Genomic DNA, 21,929 nt, shown 5'->3' on the forward strand with positions numbered 1-21,929 from the left:
CATGTGTGGCATCACAGGCACTTACCGATGGCCGGACGGCAAGGTCGTGACCGACCGGCTCACCGACACCCTCGCCCACCGCGGTCCGGACGGAGCTGGCCGGTACAGCCACCCCGTGGGTGACGGCGAAGTGCACCTCGGGCACCGCCGGCTGGCCATCATCGACCTGTCCGACACCGGCGCCCAGCCGATGGTCTCGGGCGGCCTCGTCCTGACGTACAACGGCGAGCTGTACAACGCGCCCGAGCTGCGTGCCGAGCTGTCGGCCGCCGGGGTGCGCTTTCGCGGTACCTCCGACACCGAGGTGCTCCTGGAGGCCTGGCGGCGCTGGGGCACGGACTGTCTGCCCCGGCTGCGTGGCATGTTCGCGTTCGGCATCTTCGACGAACGCACCGGTGACCTGGTGCTCGCCCGCGACCAGCTCGGCATCAAGCCGCTGTTCCTGCTCCGGCGCGACGGGGGCCTGGTGTTCGCCTCCGAGCTCAAGGCGCTCGCCGTCGCGACCGGCCGGTCGCTTCAGGTGGACGAGGCGGCGCTGGTGGCGTCGCTGCTGTACTACTGGGTACCGGACTCACGGTGCGCGTTCCGCGAGGCGGAGAAGCTGCCCCCGGGCAGCTGGCTGAGGTGCCGGCCCGACGGCCGGGTGGAGCGCGGCCGGTTCTGGAACCTGAAGGACGTCGCCGCCGAGGGCCGGGAGCGGGCCCGGGCCGGCGAACAGCCGGACCTGGCCGCCATCGTCGAGGAGTCGACCCGGCGCCACCTGCTCTCCGACGTACCCGTGGCGACCTTTCTCTCCGGCGGCCTCGACTCCAGCTACCTGACCGCGCTGGCGGCCCGCCACCAACCCGGCATCTCCGCCTACACGATCGGGTTCCGCGCCGAGGACGCCCGGTTCGAGGCGATGCCGGACGACCTGCGCTACGCCCGGCAGGTGGCCGGGCGGTTCGGCGTCGACCTGCACGAGATCGAGATCGCGCCGAACGTGCTCGACCTGCTGCCGCAGATGACGTACCACCTGGACGAGCCGATCGGCGACCCCGCCGCGATCAACACGTACCTGATCTGCTCGGCCGCGAGAGAGGCCGGGGTGAAGGTGATGCTCTCGGGGATGGGCGCGGACGAACTGTTCGCCGGTTACCGCAAGCACCTGGCCAACCTGATCGCGCTGCGCTACCAGCGCGTCCCGCGGCCCCTGCGTCGCGCGGTGTCCGGGGCCGTGGACCGGCTGCCCGTCGCGACGAGCCGCCGGGGGTACCGGTCGGTGCGCTTCGCGAAGCGGTTCCTCTCCTTCGCCGACCTGCCGGAGGAGACCGCCTTCCGGCGCAGCTACACCATGTACGACCAGGACGAGTTGCTCGCCCTTGTCGATCCGGACCTGGCCGGCACGGTCGAGGACGTGCTGACCGAGCACGCGGACGTCTACCGGGACAACGACCTCGACGACTTCGTCAACCGCATGTGCCTCACCGACGCCCGGATGTTCCTGCCGGGACTGAACCTCGCGTACACGGACCGCTCCAGCATGGCCGCCTCGACCGAGGTACGCGTGCCGTACGTGGACATCGAGGTGGTCAAGGCGGCGTTCGCCGTGCCCGGCGACCGCAAGATCGTGGGACGGCAGGGCAAGGCCGTCCTCAAGGAGGCGGCCGCCTCGGTCCTGCCCCGGGAGATCGTGTACCGGCCCAAGGGCCTGTTCAGCGCCCCGCTGCGCGCCTGGATGAGCCGGGACCTGGCACCGCTGGTGCGCGAGGTGGTCGACGACGGCCTGCTCGTCCGCTCCGGGTTCCTGCGCCGCGACGCGCTGGCGCGGCTCGTCGCCGAGGACGCCGCCGGGCAGCGGGACTACTCCAAGCATCTGTGGCACGTACTGACCCTTGAGTACTGGTATCGCGACGCGACCTCTGGGGCTGGCCAGAGCACTCGGTTGACGGCTTAGGAATCAGAGGAGTTCGGGTGAAGCAGGTTGTACAGAACTACAAGAGCGGGGAGCTGGCGGTGCTCGACGTCCCGGTGCCGGGGTGCAAGCCGGGCGGTGTGCTGGTCCGCAGCGCCTACTCGCTGATATCCACCGGAACCGAGCTCATGAAGGTCTCCGAGGCCGGCATGTCGATGCTGGGCAAGGCCCGCTCGCGGCCGGACCAGGTGGCCAAGGTCATGCAGAGCGTGGCCACCAACGGGGTGCCCGCCACCTACCGCAAGGTGATGGGCAAGCTGGACTCCTACACGCCGCTGGGCTACTCGCTGTGCGGGGTGGTCGAGCAGGTCGGCGCCGGGATCGACGATGTGAAGGTCGGTGACCTGGTGGCCTGCGCCGGCAACGAGCACGCGTTGCACGCCGAGCTGAACTGGGTCCCCAAGAACCTCTACGTCCAGGTCCCCGACGGCCTCGCGCCGCGGCACGCCGCCTTCGGCACCGTCGGGTCGATCGCGTTGCAGGGCGTCCGGCAGGGCGAGCCGCAGCTCGGCGAGGTGGCCCTGGTCATCGGCCTCGGCCTGATCGGGCAGCTCGTGGTGCAGCTCCTCGCGGCCTCGGGAGTCCGCGTCGTCGGCGCCGACCCCGATCCGGCGCGCTGTGAGCTTGCCGAGCGGGCGGGCGCCGCGGCCTGCGGCGATCCCGCGTCGGCGGCCGTGGAGGCCGCCGTCGCCGACCTCACCGGCGGTCATGGCGTGGACCAGGTGTACCTGGCCGCCGGCGGCGGCAGCAACCAGCCCGTCGAGCTGGCCGCCCGGCTGAGCCGGGACCGCGGCCGGGTCGTCGACATCGGAAAGTGCCGCCTGGACCTGCCGTGGAACGCCTACTACGAGAAGGAACTCGACGTCCGGTTCTCCCGCAGTTACGGCCCTGGGCGCTACGACCCGGAGTACGAGCTGGAGGGACGCGACTACCCGATCGGCTACGTGCGCTGGACCGAGCGCCGCAACCTGGCGTGCTTCCTCGACCTCGTCGCCCGCGGCAGCGTCGACGTGGAGCCCCTGGTCTCCCACGTCGCCGACTTCGAGGACGCGGTCGAGACGTACCGGCGTCTGAAGGACGGCGAGCTGAAGGCCGTGGCCGTGCTGTTCCGGTACCCCGGACACGCGAAGGAAGCGCAGGAAGCCGCCGGGGCCCCGGCGATGGCCGTGCCCGCGGTGAAACGGCCCGGCGGCAAAGCGTCCACGCCGGCCCGCCCGGCCACGGGCCCGGTGCGCCTCGCGTTCGTGGGCGCGGGCAACTACGCGACGTCGATGCTGCTGCCGCACCTGGCACAGCGCGACGGTGTCGAGCTGTCGACCGTCGTCACCACGACGGCGCTCTCCGCGGCCAACGCGCAGCGGAAGTTCGGCTTCGCCGAGGCGACCACCGACCTCGACGCCGTGCTCGGCGACAAGTCGATCGACGCGGTGTTCGTGGTCACCCGGCACAGCTCGCACGCCGAACTGACCCGGAAGGCACTGCTGGCCGGCAAGACGGTGTTTGTGGAGAAGCCCCTGGCCCTCACCGAGGACGAACTGGCCGGCGTACTCGCGGCGGTGGAGGAGTCCGGCAACGACCGGCTCCAGGTCGGCTTCAACCGCCGGTTCGCGCCCCTGCTGCAGGAGGCCAGGAAGCGGTTCGGCGTCCGCACCGGTCCGGCGAGCCTGCGCTACCTGGTCAACGCGGGCCGGCTGCAGCACGGCAGCTGGTACCTCCAACAGGGCACCGAGGGTTCGCGGTTCGCCGGCGAGGGCGGTCACTTCATCGATACGGCGAGCTGGCTGCTGGACGCCGACCCGGTCTCGGTCTACGCGGCCGCCACGTCCGGCAACGACGACCTGCAGGTCGTGCTGCGCTACCCGGACGGGTCCACGGCCACCATCAGCTACGTCACCACCGGCGCGCCCGGCTTCCCCAAGGAGACGCTGGACCTGGTCGCGGACGGCAAGGTGCTGCGGCTCGACGACTTCGTCCGTGCCTCGGTCTACGGCCGCAAGCGGTGGGTCAGTTCGCGACTGCCCAAGGCCCGGGACAAGGGCCAGAACGCCGAGCTGGCCGCGTTCATCAAGGCCGTGCGGACCGGCGGGCCGATGCCGGTGCCGCTCCAGTCGCTGGTCGCGACCACGGCGGCCACCCTCGCCGTGCGGACCGGCCTGGCCGGCGGTGCGCCGGTGACGTTGGCGAGGGCGCGATGACGGTGATCTCGGGGAGCGCGGGCTGGTACCTGCGGCGCCTGTCCCGGATGGGGCCGCGGGAGGTCGCCGGCCGGGTGGGCGACACGGTGCGCAGACGGCGGTGGCGGTCCGTCCGCCCGGACTGCCCGGGCGTGACCGGCGCCCGGTTCACCGCGGTCCTGCCCGCCGGGACGATCTCCGCGGTGTCACCGGACGCCGCGAAACGTCTCGTCGCCGAGGCGGACCGGCTGATGTACGGGCACGTCGAGTACTTCGGGGTGGTCCGCGACGACCTCACCGACCCGGACTGGTGGTGCGACCCGAAGACCGGACGCCGGGCGCCGTGGGGCTACGCCTTCGACGTGCCGTACCGGAACGAGGACGCGGTCGGGGACATCAAGCAGATCTGGGAGCTGTCCCGGCACCAGTACCTCACGGTGCTCGCCGCCGCCTACGCGATCACCGGGAACGAGCGGTACGCCGAGCGCGTGGCCGAGCATCTGCGGTCATGGTGGACGGCCAACCCGCCGCTGCGCGGCGTGCACTGGATCAGCGGCATCGAGCTGGGCATCCGGCTGCTGTCCTGGGTGTGGATCCGCCGGCTGCTCGACGACTGGCCGGGCGCGGCCGGGCTGTTCGAGGACAACCCGGTGGCGCTGAACCAGGTCTGGCACCATCAGCGCTGGCTGGCCGCCTTCCCCAGCCGAGGCTCCTCGGCGAACAACCACGTCATCGCCGAGGCCGCCGGGCAGCTCGCGGCGGCCTGCGCGTTCGGCTGGTTCCCCTCCTCGGGACGCTGGCGGGCCGACGCGCTGCGGTCGCTGGAGCGGCATCTGCGAAGCAACACCTTCCCCTCCGGCCTCAACCGCGAGCTGGCCACCGAGTACCACGGGCTGGTGCTGGAACTGGGCCTGGCCGCGGTGGCCGAGGCGGATGCCGCAGGCGTGCCGGTCCCCCCGTCCGTCCGGCTGGTGCTGCTGCGGATGACCGACGCGCTCGCGGCCGTCGTGGACAGCCGGTTGCGGCCGCCGCGCCAGGGGGACGCGGACGACGGGCACGGGCTGGTCGTGGACGGCGCGGGCACCGACCGCTGGGCCTCGCTGCTGGCCACCGGCGACGCCGTGTTCGGCCGGCTCGAATGGTGGCCGGCGGTGACCGGCACCGATGTGCGCACTCCGCTGCTGGCCGCGCTCATCCGGCCGTACCCGAAGGACGCGGCCGCACCGGCCGTGTCCCGCCCGGCTCGCCGGCCGGCCCACTTCGCCGACGCCGGGCTCACCGTCCTGCGCGGTCCGGAAGAGATCTGGTGCCGCTGCGACGGCGGGCCGCACGGCTTCCTGTCCATCGCCGCGCACGCGCACGCGGACGCGCTGTCCGTGGAGGTCCGGCACGACGGGGTCGACGTGCTCGCCGACCCGGGGACGTTCTGCTACCACGGGCAGCCCCGGTGGCGGCAGTACTTCCGGTCCACCCTCGGCCACAACACGCTGCAACTGGACGGCGCCGACCAGTCGGTCTCCGGCGGCCCGTTCCTGTGGACCCGGCAGGCCCGCACCCGCGTCCTGGCCGTGGACACGTCCGGCGAGGGCGTGGCGCGCTGGTGTGCCGAGCACGACGGGTACCAGGGTTCCGTGCACCGCCGCCGGGTGGAACTGACGGCCGCGAGCCAGGAGCTGAAAGTGGTCGACGAGGTGCGAGGGCCGCGCCGGGCCGTGCGACTGGCGTTCCACCTCGGCCCGGCGATCGCCGCGGACCTGGCGGGGAACCGGGCGGCGCTCACCTGGATCCGGGACGGCGAGCGACGTTCCGCCGTGCTCGACCTGCCCGCGGAGCTGTCCTGGCGGGCGCACCGCGGCGAGACCGACCCGCCGCTGGGCTGGTACTCCGCGGGATTCGGGCGCAAGGAACCCACCACGACGCTGCTCGGCACCGGCACCGGCACCGGCACCGGCTCCGCCGACGGCGCGGACGGGTTCACCACCGTGCTCAGGTTCGGCGGCTAGGGGGGCACGTGGGGATCAAGAGACGGCACCGGGCGTGGGCGGCGGCACCGCTGGCGCTGGCCCTGCTGACGGCGACCGGCTGTGACAGCACGCCGGGCGCCCCGGCGGCGGAGCCGACCGCCGCGCCGTCCACGTCCACGTCCGCGGCCCGATCCGTGGCCCGGGTGTGCGCCAACCCCGTGACCGGGCCGGCGAAGGCGCCGGCGGGCGCGGTGACGGTCGACCCGGCGGTGGTCGGTGACCTGGCGGCGAAGACCAGGAGCAGCCCCGCGAACACCACGTTCTGGCTCCGGCCGGGCAAGCACAGGCTCGCCCCGGACCGCTACGCCCAGGTCATCCCCAAGAAGGGGGACCGCTACCTCGGCGCGCCGGGCGCGGTGCTCGACGGCGGCAAGAAGAACCAGTACGCGTTCTCGGGCACCGCCCGCGACGTCACCGTCCGCTACCTGACCGTGCAGCATTTCGTCGCACCGCAGAACGAGGGCGTGGTCAACCACGACTCCGCCGACGGGTGGGTGATCGAGAACACGACGATCCAGGACAACTCCGGGGCGGGGCTGATGGCCGGCGCCCACCAGCGGGTCCGCGTCAACTGCCTGCGCGACAACGGACAGTACGGAATGAACGCGTACAAGAACGGCGGCGGAATCAGCGGCCTGGTGGTCGAGGACAACGAGATCGTGGGCAACAACACCGACGACTGGGAACGGCGGCAGCAGGGCTGCGGCTGCACCGGAGGCGTCAAGTTCTGGGCCGTCAACGGCGCTGACATACGGGGCAACTGGGTGCACGACAACCATGGAGCGGGGTTGTGGGCGGACACCGACAACAACGACTTCCTCATCGAGAACAACGTGCTCGACGCCAACGACGGTGCCGCGCTGATCTATGAGACCAGCTACAACGCGGTCATCCGGAACAACACGTTCCGGCGGAACAACTGGGTCGAGGGGCGCAGGTACGCCGACCGCGGCGACAACTTCCCGTACGCCACGATCTACCTGTCCGAGTCCGGCGGCGAACCACGGATCAGGGCCCGCACCGACAAGATCGAGATCTATCGGAACGTGCTGGAGAACAACTGGTCCGGGATCACCCTGTGGGAGAACGCCGACCGGTTCTGCAACAGTCCGGCCAACACCTCCTCCGGTGACTGCACGCTGCTGGTGAAGAACACCGGCCGCTGCGTGAAGCCGGCGATCGACAAGGCACCGCTGTACGCCGACTGCCGGTGGAAGACGCAGCGGGTGGACATCCACGGCAACCGCTTCGTGCTCGACAAGTCCGTGCTCCAGTGCACGCAGATGTGCGACCGCATGGCCGTGCTGTCCAACTACGGAACCTATCCGGACTGGTCGCCGTACAAGGGCGAGAGGGTGGCCGAGGCGATCACTCACAGGCAGGACAACCACTGGCACGACAACGTCTACCTCGGACCGTGGCAGTTCGCCGCCTACGACCCGAGCCGGGTGCTCGACTTCGACGAGTGGCAGGGCACGGACTACCGGCAGGACGCGGGCAGCACCCTCGACCCACGGGCCGGTGGTTGAGATGGACACGCGGACGGAACCGCAGTCCGGCACCGTACCGGGCCCCGCCGGCACCCCGAGGATCGTCGGGGTCGTCTGGGGGCTGCTGGTTCTCAACACGCTCGGCTCCGCCGGGGCGAAGACCATCGTCCCGCTGCCCCGCTCCCTCATCCAGATGGTCACCATGGGCGCCCTGGTCGCCGCGTTCGCGCTGGCGCTCACGGTCAACCGCCGGCTGCGCATCCGGGCCAGCGCCTACCTGCTCCTGCTCACCCTGCTGCTGGTGACGAGCGTGATCTCCAGCGCGAACCTGGAGTCCGGGTTCGGCGCGCTGTTCCGCTGCTTCCGGCTCGCTCTCTTCGTCGGCACCCTGTGGCTGCTCACCCGCTGGTGGGGCGGTGGCCTCACGTTCGTCCGCCACCACATCCGGGCGTACTTCGCGGTGCTCGGATCGGTGGCCGCCGGCCTGGTCGTCTCACCGGGCGCGGCCCTGCCCGACCTCTACGGCGGACGCCTGGTCGGCGCCCTGTGGCCGCTCACCCCGCCGCAGATCGGGCAGTACGCGGCAGTGATCATCGGGCTCACCGTGCTGCTCGTGATGGGCCGCCGGACCGATCGGACCAGCGCCGTGGTGGTCATCGTGCCGTCCCTCGTGCTGCTCGCGCTGACCCATACCCGCACGGCCACGCTCGGCCTGCTGATCGGGCTGGCGCTGGCGATCGGCTCGCTCCTTCTGACCAGCGCGGCCGCCCGCCGGTTCTTCACCTGGGCGGTGCTGTGCGCCGTGGTGGTCGCGGTGGGGTTCGCCTCCGCCCTGCAGTCGTGGTTCCTGCGCGGACAGAGCAAGGAGAACTTCTCCAGCCTCACCGGCCGGGCCAAGGTCTGGGACGCCCTGCTTGCCGCGCCCCGGACGACCTCGGAGCAGGTGCTCGGCGTGGGCCTGGGCGACAAGTCGTTCGGCGGGCTGCCGATCGACAACAGCTGGCTGGCCGTCTACAACGAGCAGGGTCTGATCGGCGTCACCCTCGTCGCGTTGATCATCGTCGTGCTGGGCGGCGTGGCGTTGCTGCGGCCGCCGTCGCTGGAGAGGGCCTGCGCGATCTTCCTGATCAGCTACTGCGCGATCGCCTCGTACACCGAGGCCGGTCTCGGCGACGCCTCGCCGTATCTGCTGCATCTGGCCCTGGCCGCCTCGCTGCTGGCGGCACCCGCCGCGGCGACACCCCGCTCGACGCCCGAACTCCCCAGACGCTCGGAGGTGACCTGAGCATGCACGTCCTCGTGGTGCACAACCGCTACGCCTCGGCGCAGCCGAGCGGGGAGAACAAGGTCGTCGACCAGGAGGTGGCGCTGCTGCGCGAGGCCGGCCACCGGGTCGAGGTGTTCGAGCGGCGCAGCGACGACATCGCCGCCCGGTCCCTCCTCGGCAAGGTGGCGGTCCCGCTCCTCGTGCCGTGGAACCCGGCGGTCCGCACGGAGCTCGCCGCCCGGCTGCGCACCGAGCGGCCGGACGTGGTGCACGTCCACAACGTCTTCCCGCTCCTGTCACCCGCGGTCCTCGCCGCCTGCGCCGACGCCGGTGTGCCCGCCGTCGCCACGCTGCACAACTACACCCAGGTCTGCCCGCCCGGCACACTGCAGCGCGACGGCCGGCCGTGCACCGAGTGCGTCGGCTCCGCCCCGCTGCCCGCCGTCCGGCACGGCTGCTACCGCAACTCCCGCCTCGCGACGGTGCCGCTCGCGGTCAGTCTGTCGGCCAACCGGCGGCGGTGGTGGTCCGGCGTGCAGCGGTTCCTGTGCATTTCCGCGGCCCAGCGCGACGTCCTGGTGCGGTCCGGCATGCCCGCCGAGCGGCTGGCGGTGAAGCACAACTTCGTTCCCGACCCGGGCAGTCGCCGGGAAGGCGGGGGAGAGCACGTGCTCTACCTGGGCCGGCTCGCCCAGGCCAAGGGCGTACGGCTGCTCATGGCCGCCTGGGACCGGATCGCGGCGAGCGGCGGGGTGGGCGTGCCGCTCGTGATCGCCGGCACGGGGCCGCTGGAGCGAGAGGTGACCGCCTGGGCCGCGGGCCGCACCGACGTCCGCTACGTCGGCCTGCTGGACACGGCGGAGTGCCAGAGCGCCATCGCTCGGTCGGTCGCCGTGGTGGCTCCCTCGACGTGGCTGGAGGCGTTCGGCCTGGTGGTCGTGGAGGCGATGGCGGCCGGGGTCCCGACCGTCGCGGCCGGCCACGGCGCCTTCGTCGAACTCGTCGAGGACGGGGTCACCGGCCTGCTGCACCGGCCGGGCGAGCCCGCCTCGCTCGCCTCCGGCATACGCCGGATCACGGCCGACCCGGCCCTGGGCCGGGAGATGGGCCGGGCGGCCCGCCGCCGCTACGAGCGGGAGTTCAGCCCCGCCGTCGGGCTGGAGCGCCTGGTGGAGGAGTACCGCACCGCGATCGCGGGTCGGTCAGCACAGGCTCGCGGCGGGGAGACCCGCGCGAGCAGGGGGGATGGGGACAGCAGATGACACGATGCCGACTCTGCGGCTCGGAAGCGATGGCGAGCGTCGTCGACCTGGGGGCGACGCCACCATGCGAGAGCTTTCTCGCCGCGGACCAACTGGATCAGCCGGAGCCGGCGTACCCGCTGCACCTGCGGGTCTGCACCGAGTGCTGGCTCGCGCAGATCCCTCCGCTGATCACGCCGGAGGAGACGTTCAAGGAGTACGCGTACTTCTCCTCCTACTCGACCTCCTGGGTGGAGCACGCGCGTACGTTCGTCGACGCCACCATGGAGCGCCTCGGTCTCGGCACCGACGCCTTCGTGGTCGAGGTCGCGAGCAACGACGGATACCTGCTCAGGCATGTGGTGGACCGGGGGATCCGCTGCCTCGGCATCGAGCCGTCGGTGAACGTCGGCGCGGCCGCCCGGGAGGCGGGGGTGCCCACGCTCACGGAGTTCCTGAGCCCGGACACCGGCGCGGCCGTCCGCGCCGAGCACGGCCCGGCGGACCTGGTCGTCGCCAACAACGTGTACGCGCACATCCCCGACGTGGTCGGGTTCACCCGGGGGCTGCGCGCCCTGGTCGCCGACGACGGCTGGGTCTCCGTCGAGGTGCAGCACCTGCTGACCCTGATCGAGGAGAACCAGTACGACACGATCTACCACGAGCACTTCCAGTACTACACGGTCGCCTCCGCGATCCGGGCCCTGGCCAGCGGCGGACTCACGCTCGTGGACGTCGAACTGCTGCCCACGCACGGCGGCTCCATCCGGCTGTGGGCCAGGCCCGCCGAAGTGGCCGGCGAGCCGACGCGGCGGGTGGCCGACGTACTGGACCGGGAGAAGGCCGCCGGGCTGCGGGAGCTGTCCGGGTACACCGAGTTCTCCGCCCGGGTGGCCAAGGTGCGCCGGGATCTGCTGCGGTTCCTCATCGAGGCGGCCGAGCGCGGTGAGACGGTCGTCGGCTACGGCGCCCCGGGCAAGGGCAACACCCTGCTCAACCACTGCGGCATCCGCCCCGACCTGCTCCTTTACACGGTCGACCGCAACCCCTACAAGCACGGCAGGTTCACCCCGGGGACCCGCATCCCCATCCTGGCACCCGAGCGGATAGCCGCCGACAAACCGGACTACGTCCTCGTCCTCCCGTGGAACCTGCGCGCCGAACTGACCGAGCAGCTGTCCTTCGTACACGACTGGGGCGGCCGGCTGGTCTTTCCCATCCCGGAACTGAGCATCGTCGAGGTCGCGTCCCGAAAGGTCACAGCATGAAGGTCGTCCTGTTCTGCGGCGGTTACGGGATGCGGATGCGCAACGGAACCTCCGACGACGTGCCCAAGCCGATGGCGATGGTCGGCCCCAGACCGCTGATCTGGCACGTCATGCGCTACTACGCGCACTTCGGGCACACCGAGTTCATCCTGTGCCTCGGGTACGGGGCGGACCACATCAAGAAGTTCTTCCTCACCTACGAGGAGACGGCGTCCAACGACTTCGTGCTGCGCGGCGGCAGGACCGAGCTGCTGTCCACCGACATCTCGGACTGGACGATCACGTTCGCGCAGACCGGCATCGAGTCGCCCATCGGGGAGCGGCTGCGCCGGGTGCGCCACCACCTGGACGGCGACGAGATGTTCCTCGCCAACTACGCCGACGTGCTCACCGACGCCCCGCTGGACGAGATGATCGACCGGTTCGCCGCGCGCGACGCCGGCGCGTCGATGATGGTGGTGCCGCCGCAGTCCTCGTTCCACTGCGTGGAGCTGGGCGAGAACGGCCTGGTGGGTGGCATCACCGCGGTGAGCGACCTGCCGCTGTGGGAGAACGGCGGCTACTTCGTGCTCCGGCAGGAGGTCTTCGACCACATACCGGAGAACGGGGACCTGGTCGCCGACGGATGCGCACAACTGGCCAAGCGGGGACGGTTGGTGGCGCACCAGCACCGCGGTTTCTGGAAGCCGACCGACACCGTGAAGGAGCGCGCCGCGCTCGACGCCGCCTACGCCCGGGGCGACCGCCCGTGGGCCGTGTGGGAGCGGGACAACGCCGGGATGAGCGCGTGATCCGGCTCGGGGCCGGGCGCCCGGACCGGATCGTCGCGGTGGGCGCGCACTGCGACGACATCGCCATCGGCGCCGGCGGCACGCTGCTGGCGCTGTGCCTCGCGCGGCCCGGCATCCGGGTCGACGCGCTGGTGCTCTCCGGCGGCGGCAGCGAGCGGGAGCAGGAGGAGCGGGCCGCGCTCGCCGCCTTCTGCCCGGACGCCGACCTGCGGCTGACCGTGCACAAGCTGCCGGACGGCCGGCTGCCCGCGCACTGGGAGGAGGCCAAGGCCGCCGTCGAGGAACTGCGCGCGCAGACCGAGCCGGAACTGGTCCTCGCGCCGCGCACCGACGACGCGCACCAGGACCACCGCGGCCTGGCGCAGCTGATCCCCACCGCCTTCCGCGACCACCTCGTGCTCGGCTACGAGATCGTCAAGTGGGACGGCGACCTCGGCCGGACGGCGGCGTACCAGCCGCTGTCGCCGGAGACCGCCGAGGAGAAGGTGCGGCTGCTCCAGGAGCACTACCCCTCGCAGCGGCACCGGCCCTGGTACGACCGGGAGGCGTTCCTCGGCCTCGCGCGGATCCGCGGCATCGAATGCCACGAGCGATACGCCGAAGCGTTCGCCGTCACCAAACTCACGCTCAACCTGGGGGGTTGAACCATGCGCGTACTGCTGACCGGACACCAGGGATACCTGGGCACCGTCATGGCCCCGGTCCTCGCCGCCGCCGGGCACGAGGTCGTCGGCCTCGACTCCGGCCTGTTCGCCGACTGCGTCCTGGGCCCGACACCCGCCGACCCGCGGGGGCACCGGGTGGACCTGCGCGACGTCACCGCCGAGCACGTGGCCGGCGTCGACGCCGTGATCCACCTGGCCGCGCTCTCCAACGACCCGCTGGGTTCGCTGGCGCCGGAACTCACCTACGACATCAACCACCACGCGTCCGTACGGCTGGCCCGGCTGGCCCGCGAGGCCGGAGTGGGGCGCTTCCTGTACGCGTCGACCTGCTCCGTCTACGGCGCCGCCGGCGGCGAGGACCTGGTGGGCGAGGACGCCCCGCTGCGCCCGGTGACGCCGTACGCGGAGTCGAAGGTGCGGGTGGAGGACGACCTGCACGAGCTCGCCGACGGCGACTTCACCCCGGTGTTCATGCGCAACGCCACCGCCTTCGGCTTCTCGCCCCGGCTGCGCGCGGACATCGTCCTGAACAACCTGGTGGGGCACGCGCTGCTCTCCGGCGAGGTGCTGGTTCTCTCCGACGGCACCCCCTGGCGCCCGCTGGTGCACGCCGCCGACATCGCGCGCGCCTTCACGGCCGCGCTGACCGCGCCGCGCGAGGCGGTGCACGACCGGGCGTTCAACATCGGCAGCGAGATCAACAACGTCACGGTCGCCGAGATCGCCGATCAGGTCGCCGAGGCGGTGTCGGGCGCGAAGGTGGTGATCACCGGGGAGACCGGTGCCGATCCGCGGTCCTACCGGGTGGACTTCTCCCGGTTCCGTGCCGCGGTGCCCGGCTTCGACTGCGAGTGGACGGTGAAGCAGGGCGCCCTCGAACTCGCCGACGCCTACCGGACGTTCGGGCTGACCCGGGAGGACTTCGAGCAGCGCTTCACCCGGCTCGCCGTGCTGCGCGCGGCCTCCGGCGCCGGCACCGTCGACGACACCCTGCGGTGGCGCCGGTGACCGACGTGAGCGAAGAGATGTACGCGCTGGTGGAGCGGATGTACCCGCTCTGCCGCAGCATCACCGGCGACGGTGTGCGCGCCACCCTGGACATCGTCGGGGAGTACATCCCGTTGCAGGTGCACGAGGTGCCGACCGGGACCCAGGTGCTCGACTGGACGGTGCCGCAGGAGTGGAACATCCGGGACGCGTACATCGCCGACACCGCCGGCCGGCGGGTCGTCGACTTCGCCGCGTCCAGCCTGCACGTGCTCGGCTACAGCGTGCCGGTGTCGGCGACCATGCCGCTCGCCGAACTGCGCGGACACCTGCACACCCTGCCCGACCACCCGTCCTGGGTGCCGTACCGCACCAGCTACTACAAGCCGGAATGGGGGTTCTGCCTGGCACAGGAGACCCTGGACGCGCTGCCGGACGGCGAGTACGAGGTGCGCATCGACTCCACTCTTGCGGACGGCCACCTCACCTACGCCGAGTACGTGGTCCCCGGGCAGGTCGCCGACGAGGTCATCGTCTCCTGCCACGTCTGCCACCCGTCGCTGGCCAACGACAACCTGGCCGGCATCGCCGTGGCCGCCTTTCTGGCCCGTGCCCTCGCCGAGCAGCCGACGCACTACACCTACCGGTTCCTGTTCGCGCCCGGCACCATCGGGGCGATCACCTGGCTGGCCCGCAACGCGGAGCGGGTGGACCGGGTCAAGCACGGCCTGGTGCTGGCCTGCGCCGGAGACCCCGGCCCACTGACGTACAAGCAGAGCAGGCGCGGCGACGCGGAGATCGACCGGGTGCTGCGGCACGTGCTGGCCGCATCCGAACGGCCGCACCGCGTCACCGAGTTCACTCCGTACGGCTACGACGAGCGGCAGTTCTGCTCGCCGGGGTTCAATCTGGGCGTGGGCTCGCTCACCCGGACCCCGTACGCCGGCTACCCCGAATACCACACCTCGGCCGACAACCTGGACTTCGTCTCCCCGGCGGCGATGGCGGACACCCTCGCGGTCTGCCGCGAGGCCTTCGCCGTCCTCGACCGCAACCGGCGGTACCTCAACCTCAGCCCCTACGGCGAACCGCAGCTGGGCCGGCGCGGGCTGTACGACGCGCTCGGCGGCCGCAGCGACACCAAGCAGGCCCAGATGGCCATGCTCTGGGTGCTCAACCTCTCCGACGGCGAGCACAGTCTGCTGGACGTCGCCGAGCGGTCCGGGCTCCCGTTCGACACCGTCGCCGGCGCGGCCGGCGCTCTGCTCGGCGCCGGGCTGATCAAGGCATGAGGCCGATGACCACCGAGGGGGAGAATCCGCAGAAGACCGCGCCACCGGCCCGGTCCGCCAAGCGGGCCCTGGTCGGCCGGCTGTCCTGGGGACTGGCCGACCAGGCGGCCTCCAGCATCAGCAACTTCGCGGTGGGCATCTACGTGGCCCGCTCGCTGGGGGTCACCGCGTTCGGCGTGTTCAGCCTGGCCTGGGTGACCTACGGCGTGGTGCTCAACGTCTCCCGCGGCCTTGCCACCGACCCGCTCGTGGTGCGCTTCAGCGGCGTGCCGGGCGCCTCCTGGCGCGGGGCGGTGGCCCGCTCGACGGGTACGGCGCTCGGGGTCGGCGCGGTCATCGGCGCGGTGTGCCTGGTGGCCGGGTTCGGCCTCGGCGGCCGGGTGGGGCCCGCGTTCGCCGCCCTTGCCCTCATGCTGCCGGGGCTGCTGCTCCAGGACGCCTGGCGGTTCGCGTTCTTCGCGGCCGGCACCGGGCGGAAGGCGTTCGTCAACGACGTCGTGTGGGGTGTCGCGCTCGTCCCGGCCCTGGTGGTGGCGGCCCGGGTGGACACCGTGGCCGCCTTCGTGCTCGCCTGGGGCGCGTCCGCCACGGTGGCGGCGGGGTACGGCTGCCTCCAGTCCGGCATCCGGCCCCGGCCGGGCGAGGCGCGCGGCTGGCTTCGCCAGCAGCGTGATCTCGGCTACCGCTACCTGGTCGAGAACGTCAGCCTCAGCGGTGCGAGCCAGCTGCGGGCGTACGGGCTCGGCGCGATCGTCGGGGTCGGCGCGGTCGGCGCGGTGCGGGGCGCCGAGCTCCTGATGGGCCCGTTCCTCGCCGTGCTGATGGGGCTTTCGCTGGTCACCGTCCCGGAGGCGGCACGGGTGCTGCGGCAGGCCCCGCATCGACTGCGCGGGTTCTGTCTCCTGCTCGGCGGGGGACAGGCCGCCGGAGCGCTGCTCTGGGGGGCGGCGCTGCTGCTGATGCCGGGCCGGCTCGGCGAACTGGCGCTCGGCGGTGTCTGGCACTCCTCCTCGCACCTCATCGTGCAGATCACCCTCAGCGTCGCGGGAGCGGGCCTCGGCACCGGCGCGGCGGCCGGGCTGCGCGCGCTCGGCGCGGCCCGGCGCAGCCTGCGCTGCCAGCTGTTCGCCTCCGCCTGCTACGTCGGCGGCGGGCTCGGCGGCGCGGCCGTCGCCGGCACGGCCGGCTCGGCCTGGGGCGTCGCCGCCGCGACCGTCAGCGGCTCGGCCGTGTGGTGGCTGCAACTGCGGTCCGCCCTGCGCGAGCACCACCACAACCCCATCCCCGAAGTGAGGACCCCATGACCGCCCGACCCAGGCTGAGCATCGGCCTGCCCGTGTACAACGGCGAGGAGTACCTGGCCGAGTCGTTCGACGCCCTGCTCGGCCAGACCTACGAGGACTTCGAACTGGTCGTCTCCGACAACGCCTCGACCGACGGGACCCAGGACATCTGCCGCAAGTACGCCGCGCAGGACTCCCGCATCCGGTACCACCGGCTGCCCCGGAACATCGGCGCCACGCCGAACCACAACCATGTGTTCGCCGAGTCCCGCGGCGAACTGTTCAAGTGGGCCTCGCACGACGACCTCTACGGCCGCGACCTGCTGCGGCGCTGCGTGGAGGCGCTGGACGAGCGGCCGGACGTGATCCTCGCGCACACCGGCCAGGCGGTCATCGACGGCGACGGCAAGGTGAAGGTCCCCTACGAGTACACGCTCGCCACCGACTCGCCGCACGCGCCGGAGCGCTTCCGCAGTCTGCTGTTCGAGCCGGGCGGCGACGACTTCTACGGGGTGATGCGGGCCGACATGCTGCGCCGGGTGAAGCCGATGGACAGCTACCACCACGCGGACCGCACGTTCGTCGCCGAGATCACCCTGCACGGGCCCTTCCACCAGGTGCCCGAGCTGCTGTACTTCCGCCGCGACCACCCCACCCGCGCGGAGCGGGCGAACCCGTCCAAGCGCTCCCGGTGCGTCAACCTGGACCCGCGCCGGGCGGGTCCGCTGCACCCGACGCCCCGGCTGCTCGCCGAGTACGTCTGGGGCTTCGCCTCGGCGATCCGGCGGGCGCCCCTGTCCCCGGCCGACCGGCGCGCCTGCTACGGCCACCTGGCCGCGTGGCTGACCAGCCGGGTCCGGCCGGGCGCCGGCGAGCGGGTCGAGGACCGCGCCCCGGTCGATCCGGCCCTGCTCACGGTCTCCGTCGACGCCCTCGTCGCCGGCCGCGAGGGGAGGCGGTCATGACGCCGACGGGCGCAACTCCCGTGCGCGTCGGGGTGTTCGGTCTGCTCGGCTCCGGCAATCTCGGCAACGACGGGTCGCTCGAAGCCGTCCTCGGGTACCTGCGCGACGAGCATCCGGAAGCGGTCGTGGACGCGTTGTGCGGCGGACCGGAGGCCGTGACGACCCGGTTCGGGATCCCCGCCACGCGGCTGCACTGGAACCGCGCGGAGTACCGGACCGCGTCACGTGCGGGCGCGATCGCGGCGAAAGGGCTCGGCAAACTCGTCGACGTCTTCCGCACCGCCGCCTGGGTGCGCCGGCACGACGTGGTGATCGTGCCGGGCATGGGCGTCCTGGAGGCCACCCTGCCGCTGCGGCCGTGGGGCTTCCCGTACGCGCTGTTCCTGCTCTGCGCGAGCGGCCGGCTGTTCGGCACCCCGGTCGGGCTGGTCAGCGTCGGCGCCGCCGAGATCGGCAACCGGCCCACCCGGGCCCTGGTGCGCTGGTCGGCGCGGCTGGCCGCCTACCGGTCCTACCGGGACGCCCAGGCGCGTGACGCGATGCGGGCGATGGGCGTGGACACCGCACGCGACGAGGTCTACCCGGACCTCGCCTTCGCCCTGCCGACCCCGCCGGCGAGCGCGCCCTCGGGCTCGCCCGGGCCGGTCTGCGTCGGCGTCATGGACTTCCACGGCGGCAACGACGACCGCGCCCGGGCCGAGGAGATACACCGGCGCTACCTCGACGGGACGATCCGGTTCGTCCGCACGCTGGTCGAGGAGGACAGGCCGGTCCGGCTGCTCACCGGCGACCGGTGCGATGCGTCGGTGGTCGCCGCGATCCTCGACGCCGTGCACTCACCGCTGGTCACCGCCGCCGAGCCGGCCTCACTGGCCGACCTGATGAAGGAGATGGCGGCCGCCGACACCGTGGTGGCGGTCCGGTACCACAACCTGATCTGCGCGCTGAAGACCGGCACGCCCGCGCTCGCGGTCAGCTATGCGGCGAAGAGCGACGCGCTCATGACCCGGATGGGCCTCGGCGCGTACTGCCACCCGGCGCGCGAGGTCGACGCCGACCGGCTGCTGGAGCAGTTCCGGGAGCTGGAGAAGCGAGCGCCGGAGCTGCGGAAGACCCTCGCCGAGCGGAACCAGGCCGCCGCCCGGCAACTGGACGACCAGTTCACCGCCCTGACCGCGGCCTTGTTCCCGGCGCCCGACCGCACCCACGTCCCCGCCCGGCAGGAGTCTCCATGAAAGCGACCGAAGTCCCGGAGATCGCCGGGGCGTACCTGTTCCGGCCGACGCCGTACGCCGACGAGCGCGGCTTCTTCTGCCGCACCTTCGACGCCGACGTGGTCCGCTCGGTCGGCCTCGACCCGGGCGCCTTCGTCCAGGACAGCGTGTCCCGCTCGGTCCGGGGTGTGCTGCGCGGACTGCACCTGCGCTCCGGCGCCGGCGAGGCGAAGCTGGTGCGGTGCTCGTACGGGAGGATCTTCGACGTCGTCGTGGACCTGCGGCCGGACTCGCCGACCTACCTGGGCCGGGCCTTCTTCGAGCTGTCCGGCGAGACACAGCTGACCCTGTACATCCCGGCGGGGTGCGCGCACGGCTTCCAGGCACTGACCGAGACCGCCGACACCTCCTACCGGATCGACCGTCCGCACGATCCGGCCGAGGACGTGACGATCGCCTTCGACGACCCGGAGCTCGCCATTCCGTGGCCGCTGCCGGTCGCGTCGATGTCCCAGCGGGACCGGGAGGCGCCGAGCCTCGCCGAGGTCCTGAAGCACAGAGAAAGCTGAGGTCCCCGTGGACACCGAAGAGCTCCGTCTGCCCCTGTCGCGGACAGCCAACGAGCGGCTGCACGCCATGATCCCCGGGGGCGCGCACACCTACGCCAAGGGCGACGACCAGTACCCCGAGAACCTGGCCCCGGTCATCAGCCACGGCAGCGGTGCCCACGTGTGGGACGTCGACGGCAACCGCTACATCGAGTACGGGTCCGGCCTGCGGTCGGTCAGCCTCGGCCACGCCCACCCGCGCGTGGTCGAGGCGGTACGGCGGGAACTCGGCCGCGGCAGCAACTTCGTCCGGCCCTCCATCGTGGAGGTCGAGGCCGCGGAACGCTTCCTGGCCACCGTGCCGACCGCCGAGATGGTGAAGTTCGCGAAGAACGGCTCCGACGCCACCACCGCCGCGGTGCGCCTCGCCCGCGCCGTCACCGGGCGCCCGCGGGTGGCCGTCTGCGCGGACCATCCGTTCTTCTCCGTCGACGACTGGTTCATCGGCACCACACCGATGTCCGCCGGCATCCCGGCGGCGACCACCGAGCTCACCGTGTCCTTCCCCTACGGGGACCTGACCGCCACGGCGGAACTGCTCACCCGGTACCAGGACGAGGTCGCCTGCCTGATCCTCGAACCCGCCACCCACACCGAGCCGCCGCCCGGGTACCTCGCCGGCCTGCGCGAACTGGCCGACCGGCACGGCTGCGTACTGGTCTTCGACGAGATGATCACCGGCTTCCGCTGGTCCGAGGCGGGCGCCCAGGGCCTGTACGGCGTCGTCCCCGACCTCTCCACCTTCGGCAAGGCGCTGGGCAACGGATTCGCCGTGTCCGCGCTGGCCGGGCGCCGCGAGCTGATGGAGCGGGGCGGACTGCGTGGCTCGGGCGACCGGGTGTTCCTGCTGTCCACCACCCACGGTGCGGAGACGCACTCCCTGGCGGCCGCGATGGCCGTGCAGACCACCTACGTCGAGGAGGGCGTCACCGCGCGGCTGCACGCCCTCGGCGAGCGGCTGGCCGCGGGTGTCCGCGACGCCGCGGCCGCCATGGGCGTCGGCGACCACGTCGTCGTCCGGGGCCGGGCCAGCAACCTGGTCTTCGCCACCCTCGACGAGAACCTGCAGCCCTCACAGCGCTACCGCACCCTGTTCCTGCGCCGGCTGCTCGCGGGCGGGGTGCTCGCCCCGTCGTTCGTGGTGAGCAGCGCACTCGACGAGGCGGACATCGACCGCACCGTCGAGGTGGTGGCCCAGGCGTGTGCGGTGTACCGGAAGGCACTGGACGCCACCGACCCCACGCCCTGGCTGGGCGGGCGGGCGGTGAAGCCCGTGTTCCGCCGCTTGGCATGACGTGATGTCAGCGGCGCTGCCGCGGGCCCGCGCCGGTCATCCGCTCGGCCGTCCGCTCGGCCGCCCGGTCGGCAGTCCGGTCGACCAGCCACGCGGTCGCCGGTATCACCGCCAGCGCGGTGCACCAGCCGCCGAGGGCGTCGGTCGGGTAGTGCGCGCCCAGGCGGACCTCCGCCCAGCCCATGGTGGCGCCGGCAACCAGCGCCGCCGCCAGTACGAGTGACGTGCCGGCCGTCCTGCCGAGGCCGAGACGGCCGGTCGCGAGCAGCGCCGCCACGAGGGCGAGCGCGGTGAAGAAGGCGGTGTGACCGCTCGGGTAGGACAGGTTGCCGGCGCCGTGGATGGTGCGTCCCACCAGGTGCTTGAGCAGCGTGGTCGTCCCCACGGTCAGGCCGGTGCCGGCCACGACGAACACCGCTGCGCGGGGACGCCGAAGCCGCAGGCAGCCCGCCACGCAGGCCACGACCACCAGCACCGATCCCGCGGGTTCCCCCAGGAAGTCCAGCGCCAGGGCGACGTGCCGCCACGGCGGACGCACGCTGTCCGCCGTCGGCGCAATGATCCACCTGTCCACCCTGCCGGGCTCGCTGTGACCGGCGTACAGGACCCCGAGCACGACGACCACGAGGGCGCCGAGGGCGGCGATCAGCCCCGACCGCGCGCCCAGCGACGGGGGCAGCACCGCGCGCGCCGACCTGCCGGTCACACGCCCACCGCGCCGGCTTCCAGGTCCGTTCCCGCCAGCCGATCCAACCCGAGCCCTCCGTCGTCTCCGGCCCCCGGACTCATCGCCCTGGCCACGGGCACCGGGATCGGCCTCTGCCGGTCACTTTAACCAACAACGCGCAGAGGCATACGAACAGTGCCAGAACACGGCAGATCCCGATACGGGCTCAGCCTCGTCGAGCACGGGGGACCTGGAAGGGGCGGAGCTCCCCTCCAGGCAGCCGATTCCTTCCTCAAATCCCTTGCCAGTCCGGCTTGTTGGCAAAGGTGTACCGGAAATACTCCGCGAACTTCAGCCTGGACGCCGCGGCCTCGTCGACGACCACCGTGGCGTGCGGATGCAGTTGCAGCGCCGACGCCGGGCACACCGCGGCGACCGGCCCCTCCACCGTCGCCGCGACCGCGTCGGCCTTCCCCTCGCCCGTGGCCAGCAGCACCAGATGCCGCGCCTCCAGGATCGTCCCGATCCCCTGGGTGATGACGTGGTGCGGCACCTGGTCGACATCCCCGCCGAAGAACCGCGCGTTGTCGATGCGCGTCCGCTCGGTCAGCGTCTTGATCCGGGTCCGCGAGGCCAGCGACGAGCACGGCTCGTTGAACCCGATGTGCCCGTCGGTCCCGATCCCGAGCAGTTGCAGATCCACGCCGCCCGCCCGCGCCAGCTCCGCGTCGTAGGCCCGGCAGGC

The 21,929-nt window shown here is 72.3% G+C and carries 18 protein-coding genes; 16 read left to right on the plus strand and 2 right to left on the minus strand.

Annotated features, from left to right (window positions below; genetic code table 11):
- The first annotated feature begins 1 nt into the window (after position 1).
- The 16 genes from asnB to AB0P24_RS31065 are packed head-to-tail and all read left to right on the plus strand — an operon-like array spanning position 2 to position 20,517.
- On the plus strand, positions 2–1,936 hold the full coding sequence (asnB, locus tag AB0P24_RS30990) for an asparagine synthase (glutamine-hydrolyzing) (RefSeq protein WP_365799756.1): 1,935 nt from the start codon (positions 2–4) through the stop codon (positions 1,934–1,936).
- A 17-nt stretch (positions 1,937–1,953) separates the two neighbouring features.
- Positions 1,954–4,149 carry a bi-domain-containing oxidoreductase gene (locus tag AB0P24_RS30995; RefSeq protein WP_365799758.1) on the plus strand — a complete coding sequence of 732 codons (2,196 nt, stop codon included), beginning with the start codon at positions 1,954–1,956 and terminating at the stop codon, positions 4,147–4,149.
- Positions 4,146–6,131, plus strand: a complete 1,986-nt coding sequence (locus AB0P24_RS31000; protein ID WP_365799760.1) for an alginate lyase family protein — start codon at positions 4,146–4,148, stop codon at positions 6,129–6,131. The genes AB0P24_RS30995 and AB0P24_RS31000 overlap by 4 nt, the downstream gene beginning before the upstream one ends.
- Positions 6,132–6,139: 8 nt before the next feature.
- The gene (locus tag AB0P24_RS31005) at positions 6,140–7,681 is read left to right on the plus strand and encodes a right-handed parallel beta-helix repeat-containing protein (RefSeq protein WP_365799762.1); all 1,542 of its coding nucleotides are present in this window, start codon (positions 6,140–6,142) and stop codon (positions 7,679–7,681) included.
- 1 nt (position 7,682) lies between these two features.
- Complete coding sequence (locus AB0P24_RS31010; protein ID WP_365799764.1) at positions 7,683–8,927, plus strand: O-antigen ligase domain-containing protein; 1,245 nt, start codon at positions 7,683–7,685, stop codon at positions 8,925–8,927.
- 2 nt (positions 8,928–8,929) lie between these two features.
- Positions 8,930–10,171 carry a glycosyltransferase gene (locus AB0P24_RS31015; protein ID WP_365799766.1) on the plus strand — a complete coding sequence of 414 codons (1,242 nt, stop codon included), beginning with the start codon at positions 8,930–8,932 and terminating at the stop codon, positions 10,169–10,171.
- Positions 10,168–11,418, plus strand: coding sequence for a class I SAM-dependent methyltransferase (locus tag AB0P24_RS31020; RefSeq protein WP_365799768.1), 1,251 nt, complete (start codon positions 10,168–10,170; stop codon positions 11,416–11,418). Before AB0P24_RS31015 ends, AB0P24_RS31020 begins: the two co-directional genes overlap by 4 nt.
- On the plus strand, positions 11,415–12,209 hold the full coding sequence (locus AB0P24_RS31025; RefSeq protein WP_365799770.1) for a sugar phosphate nucleotidyltransferase: 795 nt from the start codon (positions 11,415–11,417) through the stop codon (positions 12,207–12,209). Before AB0P24_RS31020 ends, AB0P24_RS31025 begins: the two co-directional genes overlap by 4 nt.
- Positions 12,206–12,853, plus strand: coding sequence for a PIG-L deacetylase family protein (locus tag AB0P24_RS31030; protein ID WP_365799772.1), 648 nt, complete (start codon positions 12,206–12,208; stop codon positions 12,851–12,853). The genes AB0P24_RS31025 and AB0P24_RS31030 overlap by 4 nt, the downstream gene beginning before the upstream one ends.
- A 3-nt stretch (positions 12,854–12,856) precedes the next feature.
- Positions 12,857–13,882: an SDR family oxidoreductase gene (locus AB0P24_RS31035; RefSeq protein ID WP_365799774.1), complete on the plus strand. Its 1,026-nt coding sequence runs from the start codon at positions 12,857–12,859 to the stop codon at positions 13,880–13,882.
- Entirely contained in the window at positions 13,870–15,153 is a 1,284-nt protein-coding gene (locus AB0P24_RS31040; protein WP_365799776.1) for a DUF4910 domain-containing protein, read from the plus strand. The genes AB0P24_RS31035 and AB0P24_RS31040 overlap by 13 nt, the downstream gene beginning before the upstream one ends.
- Before the next feature lie 5 nt (positions 15,154–15,158).
- Complete coding sequence (locus tag AB0P24_RS31045) at positions 15,159–16,457, plus strand: hypothetical protein (RefSeq protein WP_365799778.1); 1,299 nt, start codon at positions 15,159–15,161, stop codon at positions 16,455–16,457.
- Entirely contained in the window at positions 16,454–17,401 is a 948-nt protein-coding gene (locus AB0P24_RS31050) for a glycosyltransferase family 2 protein (RefSeq protein ID WP_365799780.1), read from the plus strand. Before AB0P24_RS31045 ends, AB0P24_RS31050 begins: the two co-directional genes overlap by 4 nt.
- Positions 17,398–18,636 (plus strand): polysaccharide pyruvyl transferase family protein, encoded by a 1,239-nt coding sequence (locus AB0P24_RS31055; RefSeq protein WP_365799782.1) that lies wholly within the window; start codon positions 17,398–17,400, stop codon positions 18,634–18,636. Before AB0P24_RS31050 ends, AB0P24_RS31055 begins: the two co-directional genes overlap by 4 nt.
- Positions 18,633–19,184, plus strand: coding sequence for a dTDP-4-dehydrorhamnose 3,5-epimerase family protein (locus AB0P24_RS31060; protein WP_365799784.1), 552 nt, complete (start codon positions 18,633–18,635; stop codon positions 19,182–19,184). Before AB0P24_RS31055 ends, AB0P24_RS31060 begins: the two co-directional genes overlap by 4 nt.
- Positions 19,185–19,191: 7 nt before the next feature.
- Positions 19,192–20,517, plus strand: coding sequence for a glutamate-1-semialdehyde 2,1-aminomutase (locus tag AB0P24_RS31065; RefSeq protein WP_365799786.1), 1,326 nt, complete (start codon positions 19,192–19,194; stop codon positions 20,515–20,517).
- Positions 20,518–20,524: 7 nt separating this feature from the next.
- Here AB0P24_RS31065 and AB0P24_RS31070 read toward each other — a convergent pair whose 3' ends face one another.
- Together AB0P24_RS31070 and AB0P24_RS31075 are read right to left on the minus strand one after the other, a co-directional pair.
- Positions 20,525–21,223, minus strand: a complete 699-nt coding sequence (locus AB0P24_RS31070) for a phosphatase PAP2 family protein (protein ID WP_365799788.1) — start codon at positions 21,221–21,223, stop codon at positions 20,525–20,527.
- A 253-nt stretch (positions 21,224–21,476) separates the two neighbouring features.
- On the minus strand, positions 21,477–21,929 hold a 453-nt coding region (locus tag AB0P24_RS31075; protein WP_365799790.1), incomplete at its 5' end, for a glucosamine-6-phosphate deaminase.

This window comes from Streptomyces sp. NPDC086519 (assembly GCF_040686075.1).
Taxonomy (GTDB): domain Bacteria; phylum Actinomycetota; class Actinomycetes; order Streptomycetales; family Streptomycetaceae; genus Streptomyces; species Streptomyces shenzhenensis.

Excerpts from the sequence above, each read along its gene's own strand:
- AB0P24_RS31055 (WP_365799782.1), top strand. The coding sequence starts at position 17,398 with ATGACGCCGACGGGCGCAACTCCCGTGCGCGTCGGGGTGTTCGGTCTG.
- AB0P24_RS31060 (WP_365799784.1), top strand. The coding sequence starts at position 18,633 with ATGAAAGCGACCGAAGTCCCGGAGATCGCCGGGGCGTACCTGTTCCGG.
- AB0P24_RS31010 (WP_365799764.1), top strand. The coding sequence starts at position 7,683 with ATGGACACGCGGACGGAACCGCAGTCCGGCACCGTACCGGGCCCCGCC.
- asnB (WP_365799756.1), top strand. The coding sequence starts at position 2 with ATGTGTGGCATCACAGGCACTTACCGATGGCCGGACGGCAAGGTCGTG.
- AB0P24_RS31000 (WP_365799760.1), top strand. The coding sequence starts at position 4,146 with ATGACGGTGATCTCGGGGAGCGCGGGCTGGTACCTGCGGCGCCTGTCC.
- AB0P24_RS31050 (WP_365799780.1), top strand. The coding sequence starts at position 16,454 with ATGACCGCCCGACCCAGGCTGAGCATCGGCCTGCCCGTGTACAACGGC.
- AB0P24_RS31015 (WP_365799766.1), top strand. The coding sequence starts at position 8,930 with ATGCACGTCCTCGTGGTGCACAACCGCTACGCCTCGGCGCAGCCGAGC.
- AB0P24_RS31045 (WP_365799778.1), top strand. The coding sequence starts at position 15,159 with ATGACCACCGAGGGGGAGAATCCGCAGAAGACCGCGCCACCGGCCCGG.
- AB0P24_RS31025 (WP_365799770.1), top strand. The coding sequence starts at position 11,415 with ATGAAGGTCGTCCTGTTCTGCGGCGGTTACGGGATGCGGATGCGCAAC.
- AB0P24_RS31020 (WP_365799768.1), top strand. The coding sequence starts at position 10,168 with ATGACACGATGCCGACTCTGCGGCTCGGAAGCGATGGCGAGCGTCGTC.
- AB0P24_RS31035 (WP_365799774.1), top strand. The coding sequence starts at position 12,857 with ATGCGCGTACTGCTGACCGGACACCAGGGATACCTGGGCACCGTCATG.